We start from the raw sequence: 21,419 nt of genomic DNA, 5'->3' as shown, positions 1-21,419 counted from the left end.
AAGCCCCAGTATCCCGCTCCACGCCCTCAGCCCGGCCGACGGCCGAGCAGGTCGGTGGCCTGCTCGAACAGCGCGGAGACCCGCAGCAGTTCCGCGTCGGCCCGGAAGCGGCCGACCAGATGCAGGCCGATCGGCAGGCCGTCGCGGCCGAAGCCGGCCGGCATGCTGATCGCGGGGTGCCCGGTCATGTTGAACAGCATGGTCCAGGGAAACCAGTGCGGCCGGACGCTGTCGAAGCTTTGCCCATCGATATCGATGGTGCCGAACAGATCTTGGTCGATCGGCAGCGCGGTGCGCGTCAGCGTCGGCATCGCCAGATAATCGGCGCCGGCAAGCATCGCCTGGACACGGCGGAACAGCGCGGTGCGATCGAACATCGCCTGCTGGTACTCGACACCGCTGACCTTGGCGGCGAGCGCGAGCTGCTTCAGGAATGTCTCGCTGAGGTCATCGGGATGATCGGCCGCCAGCTTCTCGAAGCGGGTGCGCCAGACCGTGTGGTTGATGGCGCGCCAGATCGGCTCGATGTCGAAGCCATCGCCGGAGAATTCCTCCAGCTCGGCGCCGAGACCGGCGAGCCGGCCGAGGCTTGCCTTGAACGCGGCGGCGACGTCCGCGGTGACCGGACGGCCGCGCGGCGACAGGCAGAACAGGATCTTCCTGCCCTTGAGGTCGCCGCGTGGCGCGGCGAGGTCGAGATAGTCGGGCACCGGCACGCCGATCGACCAGGGATCGGAGGCGTGCTCGCCGGCCATCGCCTGCATCATCAGCGCGGTGTCGGCGACGGTGCGGGTGGTCGGCGTGACATAGGTCTGGTTGCCGAAGGCGTCCTGCACCTGGCTGTGCGGGATCACCCCGTTGCTCTGCTTGATCCCGACCACGCCGTTGCAGGCGGCGGGAATCCGGGTCGAGCCGCCGCCGTCGGTCGCAATCGCCAGCGGCGCGATGCCGCTCGCGACCGCCACCGCCGCGCCGCCGCTCGAGCCGCCGCTGGAACGCTCCGCGCTCCAGGCGTTGCGGGTGCGGCCGAACAGCGGCGAGTCGGTCAGGCACTTGCTGCCGAACTCCGGCGTCGTGGTCTTGCCGATCAGGATGCCGCCCTGCTCGCGCAGCCGCGCCACCGCCACGGCGTCGTGGTCAGGCACATTGTCCCGGTACGGCACCGCGCCGAACGTCGTGCGCACGCCCCTGGTGCTGACGATGTCCTTCACGGTGAAGGGGACGCCGTGCAGCAGGCCGAGCGGCTCGCCGGCCATCACCTGCCGCTCGGCGGCCTTGGCCTGCGCCATCGCCTCGTCGCCACAGAGCGTGATGAAGCAGTTCAGTTCCGGCTGAAGCCGTTCGGCGCGCGCGAGCACCGCGGCCGTGATCTCGACCGGAGAGATCTCCTTGCGCGCGATGCGCGCGCGCAGCTCGGTGGCGGGCAGGAAACAGAGATCGTCGCTCATTCTGGCCGGCGCTCGCATCTGACGTGATCGATGGCGGCATGGTGCCGCGCGTCACGGACCAAGTCCATCACCTCCGGCGCATGGCCTACCACGTACCCGCGGGCAGCTCGCGGCTGCGCGGCGAATCGGCGCCTGCGCGGGTGCAGGTGATGGCGGCGCATCGGCAGGCAAAGGTCAGCGCCCGCGTGAGCTCGGCCGCTGCGATGTCGCGCAGCCGCGGCCGCGCGATCCGGTCCAGCCGATGCAGTGCCGCGAGCAGCGCCGCCTGAAAACTGTCGCCGGCGCCGATCGTGTCGACCACCTGCACCACGGGAGCCGCGACCTCGATCGACCCGGCCTGGCGATGCCAGCCACAGGCGCCGTTATTGCCGCGCGTGATCACGACGAGCGATGCGCCGCTCGACAGCAGCGCCTCCGCCCTTGCCGCGTACGGCTCATCGCCGAACAGATAGGCGAAGTCGACGTCGGACATTTTCACGATGTCGGCCTTGCCGCAGAACGCCAGCATGCGCGCACGGTACGCGTCCTTGTCCTTGACCAGGTTCGGCCGGCAGTTCGGATCGAGCGAGATCGTCGCGCGCGGCCTTGCGTCCTCGATCAGGGCCAGCGTCTCGGCCGCGCCCTTGTCGTGGACCAGCGTGGTCGAGCCGGTGTGGATGCATGCGACACCCTCCAGCGCAACTTCATCGCGCCGATAGGTCCAGGTCCGCGATGCGGTGTCGGCGTCATAGAAGGCGTATTGGGTCTCGGTGCCGGTGACGCGGGCGAAGGCCAGCGTCGCCTGATTATCGCTGCGCGTCGCGCGGCTGAGATCGACGGCCGAGGCAGCGGCATGATCGGCGATCATCTTGCCGAACGTATCGGTCGAGATGCCGCCGACGAAGCCGGTGGGCACATCGAGCCGCGCCATCCCGACCGCGATGTTGAGGCAGGAGCCGCCAACCACGGGCGTCAGCGCCTCGCGGCCGTCGGCCGTCCGCGACGGCAGGAAATCGATCAGCGCATCTCCGCAGCTCAGCAGCATGGTTGCAAACACCTCAAGCCGATAGGGCCTCGCCGCCCGCCTGCTTCATGGCCTCGCGCGCACCGCGGTCGAGATCGCGCAGCATCCTGTGCACGCCGCGTTTCCTGCGATGGAATTCGGCGAGCTCGGGTCTGGTCGGCTCGCTCAGCCGACCGAGCGCGGACATGCCGGCCATCGCCGCGTTGATCGAATTGTGCGCGCCGCTGGCGACCGCGCCGAGCATCGCGGCGCCGAGCAGCACCGGCTCCTGGGTCTGTGGCAGCGCCACCGTATAGCCTGTCGTGTCGGCCATAATCTGGCGCACCAGCGGGCTGCGGCTGGCGCCGCCGCCGATCACGATGGTCTTGCCACTGGCGCCATGGGCCTGCAGCGCGTCGATGACGTCGGCGAGGCCATAGGCGAGCCCGCACAGGCCGGCGACGAACAGCCGCTCCATGGCCGAGGCGTCGGTGTCGAGATCGAGCCCGGCGATCACCGCGCGCGAGCCCGGGTCGGCATAGGGCGAGCGGTTGCCGAGAAATTCCGGCAGCACGTGCACATTGCGCGCGAGCAGTGCCGCAGCACCGGCGTTGCCCGCCCGCGCCAGGATGCGCTTCTCGAGATATTCGATGACATCGACGCCGTCGGCCTTCGCCGCAACCTGCACTTCGGCATGCGCCGGATGCGAGCGCAGCAGGTGATCGATTGCGGCGCCGGCCGCCGACTGGCCGCCCTCGTTCAGCCAGAAGCCCGGCACCATGCCTTCGAAATACGGCCCCCAGACGCCCGGCACGAAACAAGGCTCGATGGTGGTTGCCATGATGCAGGCCGAGGTTCCCATGATGTAGGCGAGCCGCTGGCAAACATCGACCTCGGCGCCGGAGCCGTCGCGGCCGCCGATCGCGCCGACGCCGCCGGCATGCGCATCGATCAGCGAGGCGCCGACCGCGGTCCCCGGCAACAGGCCGAGATCGCGCGCAGCGTTTTCAGACAGCCCGCGGCCGAGCGGCGAGCCGGGTGGGACGATCTCGCTGCCGATGCGGGCGAAGCGATCGGCGACGAGCGCCTCCAGCCCAACCCGGCCGAGGAAAGATTCGCTCCATCCGCCTTCACCGGCGACATAGGTCCATTTGCAGGTGACCGTGCAGGTCGAGCGGGCCGGCGAGCCGGTGGCGCGGAACGAGAGGTAGTCGGCGAGATCGAAGAAGTGCCCGGCGGCAGCGAAGGTTGCCGGCAGATGCCGCTTCAGCCATAGGATCTTCGGGATCTCCATCTCCGGTGAGATGGCGCCGCCGACATAGCGCAGCACGCGGTCGCCGGTCGCGTTGACGAAACCGGCTTCGTCCATCGCGCGGTGATCCATCCAGACCACGACATTGCGCGCGGGATCACCGGACGGACTGACGGTGAGCGGCCGCCCGGCCGCGTCGAGCACGACCAGCGAGCAGGTCGCGTCGAAGCCGATGCCCTTGACGTGCTCGGCCGCGACCGCCGCCTCGCGCATTGCGTTGCGGACCGAGGCGACGCAGGCCGCCCAGATGTCATCGGACGACTGCTCGACGATATCGCCGGGCTCGTGCCAGACGCGGATCGGGTGCTTCGCCGAACCCAGCAGCTTTCCAGTTTCGTCGAACACGCCCGCCCGCGCGCTGGTGCTCCCGACATCCACCCCGATGAACGCTTGCCGCATGGCCGCTCTGTCTTGTTTGAGCATGATCTCTTCGGAAAACCGGTCCCCACTTTTCCGGATCATGCTTTACGGCGCCAAGCCTACCAGCAAGTGTAGCCGCCATCGACCAAAACGATGCTGCCGGTCATCAGGCTTGCCGCTTCCGAAGCCAGGAACAGCACGACGGAGGCGATCTCATCGACCTGCCCCATCCGCGCCATCGGGGTTCCGCCGATCCAGGCGTCGTACATCCGCGGGCTGTTCTTCACGAAAGCATTCAGCGGCGTCTCGATATAGGTCGGCGCCACCGCGTTGACGCGCACACCGCGCGTGGCCCATTCGGCGGCGAGTGATTTGGTCAGATGGTGCACCGCGGCTTTGGACGCGTTGTAGAAGCACTGTTCCTGCGGCTTGTTGACGATGAAGCCGGACATCGAGCCCACATTGACGATGGTTCCCGACTTCGCCTTCAGCATGTGGTTGCCGAAGGCGCGGCAGCACCAGAAGGTGCCGTTCAGGTTGACGTCGATGACGTTGAGCCAGTGCTCGTCGGTCACGGTCTCGGCCGGCGTCTCGCTGCGCGCGATGCCGGCATTGTTGACGAGGATGTCGACCTTGCCGAATTTGCCGACCAGCTCGTCGGCGACTTCGGAGACGCGCTTCGAATCCGTGACGTCCATCAGCGCGATCTCGGCATCAAACCCCTTGGCCTTGAGCGCGGCCGTGGCGTCGCCGGCGACCTTGGCGTCGCGGTCGCCGATGATCACCTTTGCACCAGCCTCTGCCAGCGCTTCGGCGCAGGCGAGCCCGATGCCCTGTCCGCCGCCGGTGATGAGGGCGGTCTTGCCGCCGAGCCTGAATTTCTCGAGATACATTTTCTTCTTCCTTTTGCCTGTGTCCCGGTGAGCGGGCGCGTCACCCGCCCGGGAGCGGGATCGACCGCGAAGCGCCTACGCGCGGATCGCCTTTCCGCCGTCGTCGAAACGATGGATGCGCGCCGACTCGGGGATCAGCGACACCTTGTCGCCCGGACTGAGGCCCAGTTCGCCGACATAGCGCGCGGTCAGCATTCCCTGCGGCCCGGCGTCGACATAGAGGAAGGTGTCGCTGCCGAGATGCTCGGCGACGGAGACCGTCCCATGCCAGCCGCCCTGCCCGTCGCGCTCGACCTTGAGATGCTCGGGCCGCACGCCGATGGTCATGGCGCCGTGCTGGTGCGCCGGCTCGCCGGTGATGAAATTCATCTTCGGCGAGCCGATGAAGCCGGCGACGAACAGATTGTTGGGCTTCTCGTAGAGCTCCAGCGGCGAGCCGTACTGCTCGATCTTGCCGGCGTTGAGCACGACGATCTTGTCGGCCATGGTCATAGCCTCGACCTGGTCGTGGGTGACGTAGATCGCGGTGGTGCCGAGCTGCTTCTGCAGCCGCGTCACCTCGAGCCGCATCTGCACCCGCAGCGCGGCGTCGAGGTTCGACAGCGGCTCGTCGAACAAGAATGCCTTCGGCTCCCGCACGATGGCCCGGCCGATCGCGACGCGCTGGCGCTGGCCGCCGGAGAGCTCGCGCGGCTTGCGGTCGAGATAGGGCGTGAGGTTGAGCGTTGCAGCTGCCGCCTCGACCTTGCGGCTGATCTCGTCCCTGGCGACGCCGGCCATCTTCAGGCCGAACGCGATGTTGCCGCGCACGCTCATATGCGGATACAGCGCATAGGACTGGAACACCATCGAAAGGCCGCGCTTGGCCGGCGGCACGTCGACCACGTTGCGGCCGTCGATCAGGATGGCCCCTCCCGTGACGTCCTCGAGCCCCGCGATCAGCCGCAGCAGCGTGGTCTTGCCGCAACCGGACGGGCCGACGAAGACGACGAACGAGCCGTCAGCGATGTCGAGGTCGGCGCCCTTGATGATGTGGACCGGCCCGAACGATTTCTGCACACCCTGCAGCGTAATCTGACCCATTGCAAAAGCCTTTCTGCTACTTGACCGCGCCGAAGGTCAGGCCACGGACGAGCTGCCGCTGACTGAACCAGCCGAGCACGAGAATGGGCGCGATCGCGAGCGTCGACGCCGCCGACAATTTTGCCCAGAACAGACCTTCCGGGCTGGAATAGGATGCGATGAACACGGTGAGCGGCGCGGCCTCGAGCGTCGACAAATTGAGCGTCCAGAACGCCTCGTTCCACGCCAGGATCAAATTGAGCAGCAAGGTCGAGGCCAGCCCCGGCACCGCCATCGGCGTCAGCACATAGATGAGCTCGCGGCCGATCGTGGCACCGTCCATCCGCGCCGCTTCGAGGATGTCCTTCGGGATCTCCTTGAAATAGGTGAACAGCATCCAGATCACGATCGGCAGATTGCCGAGACAGAGGATGAAGACCAGCCCGGTGCGGGTGTCGAGCAGGCCGAGATTGCGATAGATTAGATAGATCGGCACCAGCACGCCGACCGGCGGCATCATCTTGGTCGAGAGCATCCAGAGCAGGACGTCCTTGGTCCGCTTGGTCGGCGAGAACGCCATCGACCACGCCGCCGGGATCGCGATCAGCATCGCGATCAAGGTCGATCCGCCGGCGATGATGATCGAGTTGAGCGCGTGATGCAGGTAGTCGCTGCGCTCCTGCACCGTGACGTAGTTCTCGGTGGTCCAGTGGAAGAACAGGAACGACGGCGGGATCGCGAACGCCTCCAGCTCGGTCTTGAAGCTTGCCAGCACCATCCAGAGGATCGGGAAGAAGATCAGGAAGCCGACCAGCCAGGCCGCCACCGTCGAGATCACCTTGTGCCGTGTCGTGACCATCCGCGCCATGACGTTACGCCTCCAGATTCCGGCCGACGATGCGAACGAGGAAGAACGCGACGATGTTGGCCAGCACCACCGCGACCAGGCCGCCCGCCGAGGCGCTGCCGACGTCGTACTGAATCAGTGCCTGCGAATAGATCAGGAACGCGATGTTGGTGGTCTGCAGGCCCGGACCGCCGCCGGTGGTGACGAAGATCTCGGCGAACACCGTCAGCAGGAAGATGGTCTCGATCAGGATCACCACCGTGATCGGCCGCGCCAGGTGCGGCAGCGTGATGTAGATGAAGGCCGAGAGCGCGCTGGCGCCGTCCATCTCGGCGGCCTCCTTCTGCTCCTCGTCGAGCGATTGCAGCGCGGTCAAGAGGATGAGCGTCGCGAACGGCAGCCACTGCCAGGAGATGATCAGGATCACCGAGAACAGCGGCGCATCGTTGAACCAGTCGATCGCGGGCAGTCCGAACAGATGCGCGATCCAGGCGAACAGGCCCGACACCGGATGCATCAGGAGGTTCTTCCAGACCAGCGCGCTGACGGTGGGCATCACGAAGAACGGCGCGATCACCATCAGGCGGACGATCGAGAGCCCGACCACCTGCTGGTCGAGCAGCAGCGCCAGCGGCACGCCGAGCAGGATGGTGATCGCGAGCACCGAGCCGACCAGCACAAGGGTATTCTGCAGCGAGGCGAGGAAGGCCGGATCAGTCAGGAAGTAGCGGAAATTCTCCAGGCCCACGAAGGATTCGGAGCCGGGATCGAGCAGATTGTAGTGCAGCGTCGCAAAGTAGATCGTCAGCGCCAGCGGCACGATCATCCAGATGAACAGCAGCGCCACCGCGGGCGTGAGCAGCGTGCGTGCGAGCAGTTGGGTCTGCTGGGTCGCCATCCCCGCCTCCTTTCCAGTGCGCTTTCCAGCGATGCGGACGCCGGTTCGCGTGAAGAAAACGCGTCAATCAAACCAACCGAAAGGGGCGGCCACCCCGCTGCGGGACAGGATGGCCGCAAGTGGCCGGGCTCGGGAGGAATGAGCTGGCCGGTTGAGGCCGGGGCGCTGATCGATGGCGCCCAGGCTTTCTTGTTTGAGGATGACCCGGAAGGCCGCCGCGCGGCTTTCCGCTTATGCGCTACTTGATGTAGCCCGCGCGCTTCATCTCGCGCTCTGTCGAGGACTGCGCGGCCGAGAGCGCGGCGTCGACGGTGGAGGAGCCGGCGAGCGCCGCCGAGAATTGCTGGCCGACCGAGGTGCCGATGCCCTGGAATTCAGGGATCGCCGCATATTGCACGCCGACATAAGGCACCGGCTTCACCGTCGGCTTGTTCGGATCGGCAGCATCGATCGAGGCCAGCGTCATCTTCGCGAACGGCGCGGCTTTCTGATATTCGGGGTTCTGGTACAGCGAGGTGCGGGTGCCCGGCGGGACGTTGGCCCAGCCTTCCTTTGCGGCGACGAGCTTGCTGTAATCCTTGCTGGTGGCCCAGGCGATGAACTTCTCGGCCGCCTCGACCTTCTTCGAGCCGGCAGGGATCGCCAGGTTCCACGCCCACAGCCAGTTGGCGTTCTTGCCGAGCCCGGTGTTCGGCGCCAGCGCGAACCCGACCTTGTCGGCGACCTTGGAGTCCTTCGGATTGGTCACGAACGACGCCGCCACGGTGGCGTCGATCCACATCGCGCATTTGCCGGCGTTGAACAGCGCAAGGTTCTCGTTGAAGCCGTTGGAAGAGGCGCCGGGAGGTCCGGCCTGCTTCATCAGATCGACATAGGTCGACAGCGTCTTCTTCCATTCCGGCGAGTTGAACTGCGGCTCCCACTTCTCGTCGAACCAGCGGGCGCCGAACGAATTGGCCATCGCGGTGAGGAACGCCATGTTCTCGCCCCAGCCGGCCTTGCCGCGCAGGCAGATGCCATAGACGCCGCCCGACTTGTCGGTCAGCTTCTTGGCGGCGTCGATCACGAAATCCCAGGTCGGGCTGTCCGGCATCTTCAGGCCGGCCTTGTCGAACAGGTCGGTGCGGTACATCACCATCGAGCTCTCGCCGTAGAACGGCGCGGCGTAGAGCTTGCCGTCGACCGAGACGGCGTCCTTGATCTTCGGCAGCAGGTCGCCGACGTCATAATCGGCGCCGAGCTTGTCGAGCGGCACCAGCCAGTTCTTCTTGGCCCAGATCGGCACCTCGTAGGTGCCGATGGTCAGCACGTCGAACTGACCGCCCTTGGTGGCGATGTCGGTGGTGACGCGCTGGCGCAGCACGTTCTCCTCGAGCGTCACCCATTTCACGGTGATGTCGGGGTTCTTGGCAGTGAATTCGCTGGTGAGCCCCTGCATGCGGATCATGTCGCCATTGTTGACGGTCGCCACCGTCAGCGTGGTCTGGGCGAGCGAGGGGGCAGAGATCAAAAGCGCAGCCGCGCCCGCAACGGCGCAAAGGACGTTTTTCAAGGTGACCTCCCATATGCCACGTTGAGCATATGCCCACGTGTTGGGCGTATGTTCATCCTGTCGTCAAATTTTGTCAAGCGGGCGTGAGGGCGGCGGCGGGCGCGATGGTGGGTTCCAGCGGACGCTGGGAGGAGGAGGTAGAACGGACCTCGCCTCGAAAGAAAGTCGATCCGCGACGGCACTGCGCTCCCTCGCCCCGCTCTTGCGGGGAGAGGGTTGGGGTGAGGGGCTTCTATCCGGCGAGCACTTTTGACGTGATGAGCAGCGTGCCTGGCCCCTCACCCGGATCGCATCTGACGATGCGATCCGACCTCTCCCCGCAGAAGGGCGGGGAGAGGTGAAGCAGAGCGCAATCCGAGGAAGCTGGCGAGTGCTACCGCTCCAGCACTGCGCGCGCGGTGGCCTCGTCGGTGATTAGCCCGTTGACCACCCGCCCCGCCAGCGCGGCCTTGATCGCCGGCACTTTTGCGGCGCCGACGGCGGCGGCGATCGTGGTGGACTCTGCGGGGATCTGCGGCGGGATGCTGGTCAGGCGCTTGTTGGTGCCGCCCTTGATCAGGCGCCCCTTGGCGTCATAGGCCCAGCCGGTCACCTCGCCGATCGCACCAAGCCGCATCATCTCCAGCAATTCCTCGCGAGTGACGAAGCCGTCGACATGCACCTGGGCCTTCTGGTCCATCTGGCCGATGCCGATCAGCCTGAGGTCGGCCTTGGCGGCGACCGCCCGCACCCGCGCGATCGGGTCGATGCGAATCATGCGGTTGCGCTCGTCCTCGCTCGACATCAGGAACGGCAGCGGCATCGGGTAATGCCGCGCGCCGGTGCGGTCGGCGAGCCGCCCCACGGTGTCGTAGAAACTCGCCGAGCCGTCGGCCGAGATGTTGCCGACCAGCGAGACGATCTGGTGATCGGGGCGCTCGATCGGCGAGACGCGCTCGACCGCGGCACGCACCGCGCGGCCGGTGCCGAGCGCAACGATCACAGGCGTCTCCGCGCGCAGCGTCGTCTCCAGCAAATTGGCGCAGCGCTCGGCAATTCCTGCGGTCGACAGCGGCGCTGCGGGATCGGTCGGGACCACCTCGCAATGCGCCAGTTCGAACCGCGCCTTCAGGCGCGCCGCCAGCTCCATGCAGGCCGCAATGGGGTGTTCGAGACGAAATGTGATCAGCCGCTCGGCGAGGCACAGCGACACCAGGCGCTGCGCCGAGGCGCGCGACACCTGCAGCATCTTCGCGATCTCGTCCTGGGTGTGGCCGGCGATGAAATAGAGCCAGCCGGCGCGCGCCGCATCGTCGAGACGGGACTTTTCGTTGTCGGGCGCAGCCATGGTCGTACGTCAGCCTTCCGTCCAGAAATCCGTCATCGCCGCGAAGATTCGATCCGCGCCAGCCTGCCGCAGCAGAGCACTGCCATCCGCCAACCGATAGTGGGCGCCGCCGACAAATCCCCACACTTTCATGCCCGCGGCTTTCGCCGCCGTCACGCCGCTGACGCTGTCCTCGATCACCAGCGTGCGGCGCGGCTCGGCGCCCATCGCGCCTGCCGCATGCAAAAACAGATCGGGCGCCGGCTTGCCGTATCTCACCATCTGCGAGGTGTAGAGTCGCGGCCCGAAGCTGGCCGCAAGACCGGTCAGTTCGAGCGAGAACTTTACCCGCGCCAGGTCGCTCGACGAGGCGACACAGAACGGCAGGCGCAAGTCCGCGAGCACCGCCGCGATACCCGCGATCGGCCTGAGCTGGGAGCGGAACGTCTCGCGCACCTGCAGCGCCAGGTCGGGAAGGAACGTCGCAGGCAACGGCTTTCCGACGTCGCGGCAATAGTCGACCAGGGCCGCGGTGCTGCGGCCGAGGAACAGTTCGAGCGCCCGCCCGGTGCTCATCTCGATGCCGGCGTCGGCCATCGCCTCGGCGAGGCAGCGGCAGCTCAATTCCTCGCTGTCGACGAGCACGCCGTCGCAATCGAAGATGACGAGATCGGTCTCGGGAAGCCGCGGATCCATCCCGGCATGAGATCATATGCTCATGCCATGAGCAATAGATCACGATCCCGCGCCCATGCGCCGCGCCTCAAATGGTCGCGGTGCACCGCTGGGGATGCTGTGCGACAAGGCGAAATGCCGCATGACACACCGCTGATCGCGACCATCGTCGCGGGCCTTGGGCTCGCTTTCGTCTTCGGAACCATCGCACAGCGCTTCCGGATTCCGCCGCTGGTCGGCTACCTGCTCGCGGGCGTCGCCGTCGGGCCGTTCACGCCGGGCTTCGTCGCCGACCAGGCGCTGGCGACCGAGCTGGCGGAACTCGGTATCATCCTGCTGATGTTCGGCGTCGGCCTGCATTTCTCGCTGAACGATCTGTTGTCCGTGCGCAAGATCGCGGTGCCCGGTGCGGTGGCGCAGATCGCGGTCGCCACGCTGATGGGGCTTGGCCTCGCCATGCTGATGGGATGGACCGTCGGCGCGGGCCTGGTGTTCGGCCTCGCATTGTCGGTCGCCAGCACGGTCGTGCTGTTGCGGGCCCTGCAGGAGCGGCGGCTGATGGACACCGAGCGCGGCAAGATCGCGGTCGGCTGGCTGATCGTCGAAGACCTCGCGATGGTGCTGGCGCTGGTGCTGTTTCCGGCGGTGGCGAGTTTCCACGGCGGCAACGGCGCGGCGCTCGTCGCCGATCCCCTCGCCACCCGTTTCGGCCTCGGGCTGACCGGCGTGCTGGTGCTGACGCTGATCAAGATCGCGCTGTTCATCGCGCTGATGCTGGTGGTCGGACGGCGGCTGATCCCGTGGGTGCTGCACTACATCGCGCATACCGGCTCGCGCGAGCTGTTCCGCCTCACGGTGCTGGCGATCGCGCTCTGCATCGCGTTCGGCGCCACCAAACTGTTCGGGGTCTCGCTGGCGCTCGGCGCGTTCTTCGCCGGCATGATGCTGCGGGAATCGCCGCTGAGCCAGCGCGCCGCGCAGGAGACCCTGCCGCTGCGCGATGCGTTCGCGGTGCTGTTCTTCGTCTCGGTCGGCATGCTGTTCGATCCGATGAGCTTGGTCCGCGAGCCCTGGCCGTTCGTCGCCACGCTGTTCGTCATCGTGGTCGGCAAGTCGATCGCTGCGCTCGTCATCGTGCTGCTGTTCCGCCGCCCGATCACGACCGCCCTGATGATCTCGGCGAGCCTCGCCCAGATCGGCGAATTCTCCTTCATCCTGGCCGAGCTCGGCGTTGCGCTCGATCTGCTGCCGAAGGCCGGCCGCGACCTGATCCTGGCGGGCGCGATCGTTTCGATCATGCTCAACCCGCTGGTGTTCGCCGTGGTCGACTGGCTGACCGCGCGTCTCGAGCAGCCGCAGGCCGCCTCGCCGGCCGCCGCGGCATCGGAGGCCATCCCGGTCACCGAGCTGACCGGGCATACCATCCTGGTCGGCTACGGCCGGGTCGGCAGCATCGTCGGCGACGCCCTGCATCAACGCAACGCGCCGTTCCTCGCGGTCGAGGCCTCCGACGACACGGTCGCGAAGCTCAAGCAGCGCGGCATCGAAGCCCTGATGGGCAACGCCGCGCGCGCCAGCGTGCTGCGCGCGACCAACCCGGCCGCCGCGCGGTCGCTGGTGATCGCCATTCCGGAGGCGTTCGAAGCCGGACAGATCGTCGAGCAGGCGCGCGCGGCGAATGCCGGCATCCAGATCATCGCACGCGCCCATTCGGACGCCGAGGTCGATCACCTCAAGGGGCTCGGCGCCGACATCGTGATCATGGGCGAGCGCGAGATCGCCCGCGGCATGATCGAGGAGCTCGACAGGCAGCCCGCGCCGGATGCGCAGGAGTCGAGGCAGCATTCGGCAGCCTAGAGCATGATCCGGAAAAGTGCGAAGCGGTTTTCCGAAAAGACCATGCGCAAACAAGAAGCTAAAGCGCGATGACGATTCAACCCAATCTCATCGCGCTTTACGTGGCGCCGAGGAATGCCGGCGCGAGATCCTCCTGCACGATGATGCCGGCGGCCTCCGGCGTCAGCGCGCTGCCGACCAGATCGAGATTCATCGCGGCTTCGAGCAGCATCGCGCGGACATCGTCGGGCGTCAGCACGCCCTTTGCGATGAGCTTGCGGACCAGCGCCTGCAGGATGAGAACGTCGATCTGCCCGTGAGCGAGCGATGCCGTCTGTTCGACCATGATCGTCTCCGAGATGATGCCCGTCGTTCAACGGAAAGGCGTGAGCGCTAGCGCGGCGAGCCCTGCATGTCCTTCTGCAACTGCTCGAACGCCCGGCGCAGGCCGTGAAGCTGATCGACCAGGTGCAGGATGACGTCGATGCCCTCGTCGTTGACGCCGAAATCGCCCTTCAAATCGTGGATCAGATGCGCCCGTGCGACGTCGGTGTCGGAGAAGCTGTCCTCGTCGGTGGTCCGATCCGGAATCAGCCACTGCTGCTCGATCCAGAACTCGAGGGTATGCACCTCGACATCGGCATTATTCAGGAACTGCTGCTTGTTCATGATGCGCCATCCTCGCGCGGATTGAATGCCTTGCGATCCCATGTCTCGACGAACGCCTCGAGCGCGGGATCGGGTCCCTTGGGCAGGACAACCTTGAGCTTGACGAACTCGTCGCCGTGACCGCCGCCGGCATGCGGCGCGCCCTTGCCGCGCAGCCGCAGGGTGGTTCCGGTGTTCGATCCCTTCGGCACCGTCATCGTCACATCGCCGGTCGGCGTCGGAACCCGCACCTTGCCGCCGAGCACCGCTTCGGACAGCGAGATCGGCAGTTCCAGCGAGATGTCGTCGCCCTCGCGCGCAAAACGCGGATCGGGCCGGACCTCGACCTCGATCAGCGCATCGCCGGGGCCGCCCTTGCCGGTGCCCGGCGCGCCCTTGCCGCGCAAACGGAGGATCTGCCCGTCGACCAGCCCCGGCGGGATCGTCACGTCGAGCGTGCCGCCGTCGGGCAAGGTCAGGCGCTTGGCCGCGCCGGTGATCGACTCGGCGAAATCGATCGACAGACTGTAATGCAGGTCGCGCCCGCGCCGGTTGGCGCGCGCCTGCTCGCTGCGCCGGAGCAGCTCGGCGAACGCATCGTCCGAATCCATGTAGTCGGCGTAACCAGATGCGTCGGCATAGGGATGGCCCTGGTCCGCGCCGGCGAAATCCCGGTAGTAGCGATGCTGCGGCCGCTCGGCGCCGCTGGCGTCGATCTCGCCGGCGTCGAAGCGCTTGCGCTTGTCGACATCGCCGAGCAGATCGTACGCCGCCGTGACTTCCTTGAACTTCTCTTCAGCCGCCTTGTCGCCGGGGTTGAGATCCGGATGCAGCTTCTTGGCCAGCTTCCGATAGGCCTTCTGGAGATCGGCCGCGGACGCGGTCGCTTCAACGCCGAGAATCTCGTACGGACTTCTCACAACCTGCTCCGCAACATCATGAGCGCTCCTCGACTATCAGGGCGCAAAACCGCTCTATTTGCAATATTTGAATTTCCGCGTCGTCGGCCACTGATTTCGCGCGGAGCTTCCGTCATTGACTAACGACCGAAACGATCACACGATGATGCCCTGGGTGGCTGCCTGCCGGCCGGCATCGCCGCTCGCGCAGATCGAATGATGATCAAATGATGGATGTCATCGTTCCGCCATCTGTCCCCGGCGTGAATCGTGGCATACGAGACTCTCGACAAGCATTTGCTGCCTTGAGGTGCCACGATGAACATTGAAAAATACACCGACCGCCTGCGCGGCTTCATCCAGTCGGCACAATCGCTCGCGGTGCGCGAGGGACACCAGCAATTCTCGACGCTGCACATCCTGAAGGTGCTGCTCGACGACAATGAGGGCCTGGCGGCAGGCCTGATCGACCGCTCCGGCGGCAACTCGCGCGCGATCCTCAAGGCGACCGAGGAAGCACTGGCGAAGACGCCGAAGGTGAGCGGCGGCGGCGCGGGCCAGATCTATCTGGCGCCGGACACCGCGCGCGCCTTCGCCGCGGCGGAGCAGGCCGCGGACAAGGCCGGCGACAGCTTCGTCAGCGTCGAGCGGCTGCTGCAGGCACTGGCTGCCGACAAGGACAGCGAGGCCGGCAAGCTGCTCGCCAAGGGCGGCGTCACGGCGCAGAACCTCAATGCCGCGATCAACGCGCTGCGCAAGGGCCGCACCGCCGACAGCGCCTCGGCCGAGAACGCCTATGACGCGCTGAAGAAATACGCCCGCGACCTCACCCAGGCCGCGCGCGACGGCAAGCTCGATCCGGTGATCGGCCGCGACGAGGAGATCCGTCGCACCATCCAGGTGCTGTCGCGGCGAACCAAGAACAATCCGGTATTGATCGGCGAGCCCGGCGTCGGCAAGACCGCGATCGTCGAAGGCCTCGCGCTGCGCATCGTCAATGGCGACGTGCCGGAAAGCCTGCAGGACAAGGCGCTGCTCGCGCTCGACCTCGGCGCGCTGATCGCCGGCGCGAAATATCGCGGCGAGTTCGAGGAGCGGCTCAAGGCGGTGCTGCAGGAGGTGACGTCGGCCGAGGGCGGCATCATCCTGTTCATCGACGAGATGCACACGCTGATCGGCGCCGGCAAGGCCGACGGCGCGATGGACGCGTCCAACCTGCTCAAGCCTGCGCTTGCCCGCGGCGAGCTGCACTGCATCGGCGCTACGACGCTCGACGAGTACCGCAAGCATGTCGAGAAGGATGCCGCGCTGGCACGGCGCTTCCAGCCGGTGTTCGTCTCCGAGCCGACGGTCGAGGACACCATCTCGATCCTGCGCGGCCTGAAGGACAAGTACGAGCAGCATCACGGCGTGCGCATCGCGGATTCGGCGCTGGTTGCCGCCGCCACATTGTCGAACCGCTACATCACCGACCGCTTCCTGCCTGACAAGGCGATCGACCTGATGGACGAGGCGGCGGCGCGGCTGAAGATGCAGGTCGATTCCAAGCCCGAAGAGCTGGATTCACTCGACCGCGAGATCATCCGGCTGAAGATCGAGCAGGAAGCGCTGAAGAAGGAGGCCGATCTCGGCTCGCGCAGCCGCCTGCAGACGCTGGAGCACGACCTCGTCGACCTCGAGAGGAGGTCCGCCGACATGACCACGAAATGGCGCAACGAGAAGAGCAAGCTCTCGGATGCGCAGAAGATCAAGGGCGAGCTGGAGCAGCTGCGCACCGAGCTCGCCAATGCGCAGCGCAAGGGTGAATTCCAGAAGGCCGGCGAGCTCGCCTATGGCCGGATTCCCGAGCTCGAGAAGCGGCTCGCCGCGGTCGAGGCCAGCGAGACCTCGTCGGCGAGCGAGACCGTGACCGCCGACAACATCGCGCAGGTGGTGTCGCGCTGGACCGGCGTGCCGGTCGACAAGATGTTGGAGGGCGAGAAGGACAAGCTGCTGCGCATGGAGGAGATGCTCGGCAAGCGCGTGGTCGGACAGTCGCCTGCGGTGCGTGCGGTGTCGACCGCGGTGCGCCGCGCCCGCGCCGGCCTGCAGGATCCGAACCGGCCGATCGGCTCGTTCATGTTCTTAGGCCCGACCGGCGTCGGCAAGACCGAGCTGGCGAAAGCGCTCGCCGAATATCTGTTCGACGACGAGACCGCGATGATCCGCCTCGACATGTCCGAATACATGGAGAAGCATTCGGTGGCGCGGCTGATCGGCGCCCCGCCCGGCTATGTCGGCTATGACGAGGGCGGCGCGCTGACCGAAGCGGTGCGGCGGCGACCCTACCAGGTGGTGCTGTTCGACGAGATCGAGAAGGCGCACCCCGACGTGTTCAACGTGCTGCTGCAGGTGCTGGACGACGGCCGCCTCACCGACGGCCAGGGCCGCACGGTCGACTTCCGCAACACGCTGATCATCATGACCTCGAACATCGGCGCCGAATATCTGGTCAACCAGCCCGAGGGACAGGATACCAGCGCGGTGCGCGACCAGGTGATGAACATGGTACGGGCGCACTTCCGGCCCGAATTCCTCAACCGCGTCGACGAGATCATTCTGTTCCACCGGCTGCAGAAGAGCGAGATGGGCCGCATCGTCGAGATCCAGTTCGCGCGCCTGCGCAGGCTGCTGGAGGACCGCAAGATCGAGCTGGAGCTCGACCCCAAGGCGCGCGACTGGCTGGCGGAGAAGGGCTGGGACCCGGCCTACGGCGCCCGCCCCTTGAAGCGGGTGATCCAGCGCAGCGTGCAGGACCCGCTCGCCGAGATGATCCTCGCCGGCGAGGTGCGCGACGGCTCGCAGGTGAATATTTCGGCGAGCAAGGCTGGCCTCACCTTCAACGGCAAGCGGCCGGAGACCGCATCGGCCGACGAGTTCGAGCCTGTCTGAGGCAGACCCGGACCGCGCCGGCGCCGCGCGATGTCATCGCCGTGTCGCGTGCCGGAATCATATGCAGGGCAGCCCGTCGCATGACGCAGATGCCCCTGCGGGAGCAGGCTATTTCGAGCCCTTGAAAAGGTTCCATCGGCATGCTCCTGTCCCCCGTACCCGGTGAACCGCCGGGCGTCGTGCCCTACCCCCTTGTCGCAAGTGCCGTCTAGTTAAGGAGTGATGCGTGCCACCAGCCGTTCCGCAACCGGTCGCTGCGAAGCTGACGCGCGCCGCCATCTTCCTTGCCGTCACGATCAAGCCCGATCCGGACTCTGACGCCGTGGTGCGCGCGCTGTGCGGCGATCTCGCCGCGCTGGTGCGTGCCGTGGGTTTCCGTGACCTCGAGGGCCGGCTGTCCTGCGTGATGGGGATCGGCTCCGACGCATGGGACCGGCTGTTCGGCGCGCCGCGGCCGAAGGACCTGCATCCATTCCGCGAGATCCACGGCGTGCACCATGCGGTGGCAACGCCCGGCGACCTCCTGTTCCACATCCGCGCCGTGCCGATGGACCTGTGCTTCGAGCTCGCGACCCAGATCATGACGCGGCTCGGCGATGCGGTCGCCTCGGCCGACGAGGTGCACGGCTTCAAATATTTCGACGAGCGCGACCTGCTCGGCTTCGTCGACGGCACCGAGAATCCGGAGGACCAGGCCGCGACCGACGCCACCATCATCGGCGATGAGGACGCAGGCTTTGCCGGCGGCAGCTATGTGATCGTGCAGAAATATCTCCATGACATGAACAAGTGGAACGAGCTGCCGGTCGAGATGCAGGAGAAGATCATCGGCCGGACCAAGCTGTCCGATATCGAGCTCGACGATGCGGTGAAGCCGAGCTACGCCCATAACGCCCTGACCTCGATCGTGGAGAATGGCGAGGAGCTCGACATCGTCCGCGACAACATGCCGTTCGGCAACATCAGCAAGGGCGAGTTCGGCACCTATTTCATCGGCTACGCCAAGTCGCCGCAGCGGATCGAGCAGATGCTGCAGAACATGTTCGTCGGCAAGCCGCCGGGCAATTACGACCGCCTACTCGACTTCAGCCGCGCCGTGACCGGCACGCTGTTCTTCGTCCCGTCGGCGACCTTCCTGGAGGATGCGCCGAACGTCGTGCCCGCGTCCACAGAGGCGGCGCCGGATGACGATCAGGCCGCCGAGACACCTGCACCAAGAATACCGCCGTCCGACGGTTCGCTCGGGATCGGCTCACTGAAAGGAGAGGCATAAAATGAACAACCTCCATCGGGGACTTGCTCCCATCTCGGACGCGGCATGGGCGCAGATCGAAGAGGAAGCCTCCCGCACGCTGAAGCGCCATCTGGCGGCGCGCCATGTCGTCGACGTCGATGGTCCGAAGGGCACCGATTTCTCCGCGGTCGGCACCGGCCATCTCATGCAGATCGCGACGCCGGGCGACGGCGTCCAGGCGACCCAGCGCGACGTCAAAGCGCTGGTCGAGCTGCGCGTTCCGTTCGAGCTGACACGCGCGGCGATCGACGATGTCGAGCGTGGCTCCAACGATTCCGACTGGGAGCCGCTCAAGGAAGCCGCGCGCAAGATCGCGTTCGCCGAGGACCGCGCGGTGTTCGACGGCTATGCCGCCGCCGGCATTCAGGGCATCCGCCAGGGCACCAGCAATCCGGTGCTGACGCTGCCGTCGAGCGTCAAGAACTATCCCTCCGTGGTCGCGCAGGCGGTGAGCCAGCTGCGGCTGGCCGGCGTCAACGGCCCCTACACGCTGTTGCTCGGCACCGATCCCTACACTGCGATCGGCGGCGCGACCGACGACGGCTATCCGGTGTTGCAGCACATCCAGCGGCTGGTCGACGGCAAGATCATCTGGGCGCCCGCGATCGAAGGCGGCGTCGTGCTGACCACGCGCGGCGGCGACTTCCAGCTCTCGATCGGCCAGGACCTCTCGATCGGTTATCTCGGCCATACCGCCACCGCGGTCCAGCTCTACTTCCAGGAGACCATCACCTTCCTGATGCTGACCAGCGAGGCCTCGGTGGTGCTGGCGCCGGAGGCGAAGAAGCCGGCCTGACGACGGGCGACAAAATCAAGCAGCTTCGGCTGCCTTGCAGGGGATGTCATCGCACGCGGAATGGAGAGGAGTTGTGCCATGCAGGACTACGATCTCTACATCAATCCGAAGAAGGCATCGGTCGGGCTCTATGTCCGAAAAGGCGCAGGTCTTCCCGACCTCGCCGACCGCAAGGAGTGGGTATTCGACGGCACCTCCGCGCAGGCGAATCTGCCGCCCGAGCTCGTGAAGGAGATCGAGGCCAACGGTCACGCCTTCCGCGACATGGACTGAGCGCCGATCTCGCTCAAGTCCCAGCGCTCAAGTCTCGGTGCTCAAGCCTCGCCGGTTTTCGCCGGCGCAGTCTCTGGCATCAGGCTCATGGCAACGAGCCCGACCACGGCCGCGAGCAACAGGTACCATGACGGCGCCAGCGGATCGCCGGTGACGTGCAGCAGCCACGTCACCACCAGCTGCGCGGTGCCGCCGAAGGTCGCGATCGCAACCGCATAGATCGTCGCGAACACGCCGCCGCGGATGTTCTGCGGCAGCGCCTCGGTGAACGCCGCATAGAACGCGGTGAACGGCAACGAGCCGATGAACGACACGATGCCGAAGCCGAACAGCAGCGACCACGCGCCGGGCTCGTGCACGATCCACAGGAAGGATGGATAGGTCAGCACCAGCACCACGAGCTGCGGCCAGATCATGATCGGCTTGCGCCCGAGCCGGTCGGCGAGCCAGCCGCCGAGCAGCGCGCCGATGATCTGCAGGCCGTTGCTCACCAGCGAGACCGTGAACGCCAGCGACGACGACACGTGCAGCGTAGTCTTGGCATAGGTCGTCATATACTGGGTGACGTAGGTCGAGATCGTGCCGCTGGCCAGAATCATGATGGCCAGCACGATCACGCGCAGGTGCCGCCGCGCCAGCATCAGGTGGTTCGAGCCCTCGGCGATCTCCGCCGCGCGCTCGTCGTGCGGAATGGTCTCGGGCAGCGTGCGGCGCATCCAGATGCCGAACGGCAGGCAGACCGCCCCGATCAGGAACGCGAGGCGCCAGCCATAGGCCTGCAGCATGTCCGGCGCCATGGTGCTGCTCAGGATGACGCCGACCAGCGCGCCGGCGGTCGCCGCGATCTCCTGGCTGGCGGGCTGCCAGGCCACCACGAGGCCGCGATCCCTCGGCGCAGCGATCTCGATCAGATAGGCGGTGGTCGGCCCGACTTCGCCGCCCAATGCAAATCCTTGCACCATCCGCGCCACGATGACGATGATCGGGGCCACGACGCCGATCGCCGCATAGGACGGCGTCAGCGCGATGGTCAGGATCGCCGCGCCCATCAGCGCGAAGCTCAGCAGCATGGCCGGCCGGCGGCCGACGCGATCGGAGAAGATGCCGAGCACGATGCCGCCGATCGGCCGCGTCAGGAACCCGGCACCGAACGTCGCCAGCGACAGCATCAGGCTGCCGTATTCGCTCGTGGCCGGGAAGAAGGTGTGACCGATCTCGGTCGCGAAGAAGCTGTAGGTGATGAAGTCGTAGAACTCCAGCATATTGCCGATCGTCGCGGCAAAGGCTGCGCGTTTGACGTCGAACTCGGGTTTGATCTGGCTGTCCGGCAACGAACTCGTTTCCTTGTGCACCTGCTCTGGCGGAGTATTATTCCTGAGGCCATGTCAGGCAAGGCATGGCAACCCC

General features: G+C 66.4%; 19 protein-coding genes. 5 read left to right on the top strand and 14 right to left on the bottom strand.

The genetic code is table 11. The annotated features are described in order from the left end of the window. Window positions 1-26 precede the first annotated feature (26 nt). From JQ633_RS08360 to JQ633_RS08315, 10 genes are all read right to left on the bottom strand, one after another. The gene (locus JQ633_RS08360; RefSeq protein ID WP_211984452.1) at window positions 27-1,448 is read right to left on the bottom strand and encodes an amidase; all 1,422 of its coding nucleotides are present in this window, start codon (window positions 1,446-1,448) and stop codon (window positions 27-29) included. Window positions 1,449-1,533: 85 nt separating this feature from the next. Then, on the bottom strand, window positions 1,534-2,472 hold the full coding sequence (locus JQ633_RS08355; protein WP_211984450.1) for a carbohydrate kinase family protein: 939 nt from the start codon (window positions 2,470-2,472) through the stop codon (window positions 1,534-1,536). 13 nt (window positions 2,473-2,485) lie between these two features. Next, entirely contained in the window at window positions 2,486-4,141 is a 1,656-nt protein-coding gene (locus JQ633_RS08350; protein WP_211984448.1) for an FGGY-family carbohydrate kinase, read from the bottom strand. An 80-nt stretch (window positions 4,142-4,221) separates the two neighbouring features. Continuing rightward, window positions 4,222-4,995, bottom strand: coding sequence for an SDR family NAD(P)-dependent oxidoreductase (locus JQ633_RS08345; protein ID WP_211984446.1), 774 nt, complete (start codon window positions 4,993-4,995; stop codon window positions 4,222-4,224). Between the two features lie 75 nt (window positions 4,996-5,070). Then, a complete protein-coding gene (locus tag JQ633_RS08340; RefSeq protein WP_211984444.1) occupies window positions 5,071-6,078 on the bottom strand; it encodes an ABC transporter ATP-binding protein in 1,008 nt (335 codons plus the stop codon). A gap of 16 nt (window positions 6,079-6,094) precedes the next feature. Then, the gene (locus tag JQ633_RS08335) at window positions 6,095-6,925 is read right to left on the bottom strand and encodes a carbohydrate ABC transporter permease (protein ID WP_211984442.1); all 831 of its coding nucleotides are present in this window, start codon (window positions 6,923-6,925) and stop codon (window positions 6,095-6,097) included. Between the two features lie 4 nt (window positions 6,926-6,929). Continuing rightward, window positions 6,930-7,802 carry a carbohydrate ABC transporter permease gene (locus tag JQ633_RS08330; protein WP_211984440.1) on the bottom strand — a complete coding sequence of 291 codons (873 nt, stop codon included), beginning with the start codon at window positions 7,800-7,802 and terminating at the stop codon, window positions 6,930-6,932. A gap of 238 nt (window positions 7,803-8,040) precedes the next feature. Continuing rightward, the gene (locus JQ633_RS08325) at window positions 8,041-9,354 is read right to left on the bottom strand and encodes an ABC transporter substrate-binding protein (protein ID WP_211984438.1); all 1,314 of its coding nucleotides are present in this window, start codon (window positions 9,352-9,354) and stop codon (window positions 8,041-8,043) included. 373 nt (window positions 9,355-9,727) lie between these two features. Then, on the bottom strand, window positions 9,728-10,681 hold the full coding sequence (locus JQ633_RS08320; protein WP_211984437.1) for a sugar-binding transcriptional regulator: 954 nt from the start codon (window positions 10,679-10,681) through the stop codon (window positions 9,728-9,730). A gap of 9 nt (window positions 10,682-10,690) precedes the next feature. Continuing rightward, window positions 10,691-11,356, bottom strand: coding sequence for an HAD family hydrolase (locus tag JQ633_RS08315; protein WP_211984436.1), 666 nt, complete (start codon window positions 11,354-11,356; stop codon window positions 10,691-10,693). Window positions 11,357-11,470: 114 nt separating this feature from the next. Between JQ633_RS08315 and ybaL the strand changes: the two genes are divergently transcribed. Further along, complete coding sequence (gene ybaL / locus JQ633_RS08310) at window positions 11,471-13,192, top strand: YbaL family putative K(+) efflux transporter (RefSeq protein WP_211984435.1); 1,722 nt, start codon at window positions 11,471-11,473, stop codon at window positions 13,190-13,192. A gap of 97 nt (window positions 13,193-13,289) precedes the next feature. Here ybaL and JQ633_RS08305 read toward each other — a convergent pair whose 3' ends face one another. From JQ633_RS08305 to JQ633_RS08295, 3 genes are read right to left on the bottom strand one after another with little or no spacing between them, the layout of a single operon-like run. Further along, window positions 13,290-13,517 carry a hypothetical protein gene (locus JQ633_RS08305; RefSeq protein WP_211984434.1) on the bottom strand — a complete coding sequence of 76 codons (228 nt, stop codon included), beginning with the start codon at window positions 13,515-13,517 and terminating at the stop codon, window positions 13,290-13,292. A 47-nt stretch (window positions 13,518-13,564) separates the two neighbouring features. Next, entirely contained in the window at window positions 13,565-13,840 is a 276-nt protein-coding gene (locus JQ633_RS08300) for a chaperone modulator CbpM (RefSeq protein ID WP_211984433.1), read from the bottom strand. Then, a complete protein-coding gene (locus JQ633_RS08295; RefSeq protein ID WP_211984431.1) occupies window positions 13,837-14,739 on the bottom strand; it encodes a DnaJ C-terminal domain-containing protein in 903 nt (300 codons plus the stop codon). The genes JQ633_RS08300 and JQ633_RS08295 overlap by 4 nt, the downstream gene beginning before the upstream one ends. A 297-nt stretch (window positions 14,740-15,036) precedes the next feature. Between JQ633_RS08295 and clpB the strand changes: the two genes are divergently transcribed. The 4 genes from clpB to JQ633_RS08275 all read left to right on the top strand — a co-directional run bounded on the left by clpB (window position 15,037) and on the right by JQ633_RS08275 (window position 20,012). Beyond that, window positions 15,037-17,649 carry an ATP-dependent chaperone ClpB gene (clpB, locus tag JQ633_RS08290; RefSeq protein ID WP_211984429.1) on the top strand — a complete coding sequence of 871 codons (2,613 nt, stop codon included), beginning with the start codon at window positions 15,037-15,039 and terminating at the stop codon, window positions 17,647-17,649. 226 nt (window positions 17,650-17,875) lie between these two features. Further along, the gene (locus JQ633_RS08285) at window positions 17,876-18,922 is read left to right on the top strand and encodes a Dyp-type peroxidase (protein WP_211984427.1); all 1,047 of its coding nucleotides are present in this window, start codon (window positions 17,876-17,878) and stop codon (window positions 18,920-18,922) included. 1 nt (window position 18,923) lies between these two features. Next, on the top strand, window positions 18,924-19,739 hold the full coding sequence (locus JQ633_RS08280) for a family 1 encapsulin nanocompartment shell protein (protein WP_211984426.1): 816 nt from the start codon (window positions 18,924-18,926) through the stop codon (window positions 19,737-19,739). A 78-nt stretch (window positions 19,740-19,817) separates the two neighbouring features. Continuing rightward, window positions 19,818-20,012 (top strand): hypothetical protein, encoded by a 195-nt coding sequence (locus tag JQ633_RS08275; protein WP_211984425.1) that lies wholly within the window; start codon window positions 19,818-19,820, stop codon window positions 20,010-20,012. A gap of 41 nt (window positions 20,013-20,053) precedes the next feature. On the opposite strand, the gene JQ633_RS08270 is transcribed toward JQ633_RS08275, so the two are convergent. Next, entirely contained in the window at window positions 20,054-21,343 is a 1,290-nt protein-coding gene (locus JQ633_RS08270; RefSeq protein WP_433995629.1) for an MFS transporter, read from the bottom strand. Window positions 21,344-21,419 lie beyond the last annotated feature (76 nt).

This window comes from Bradyrhizobium tropiciagri (assembly GCF_018130505.1).
Taxonomy (GTDB): domain Bacteria; phylum Pseudomonadota; class Alphaproteobacteria; order Rhizobiales; family Xanthobacteraceae; genus Bradyrhizobium; species Bradyrhizobium tropiciagri_B.
The sequence above is the reverse complement of the archived record's forward strand: the minus strand, read 5'-3'. Positions and strand labels throughout refer to the sequence as shown.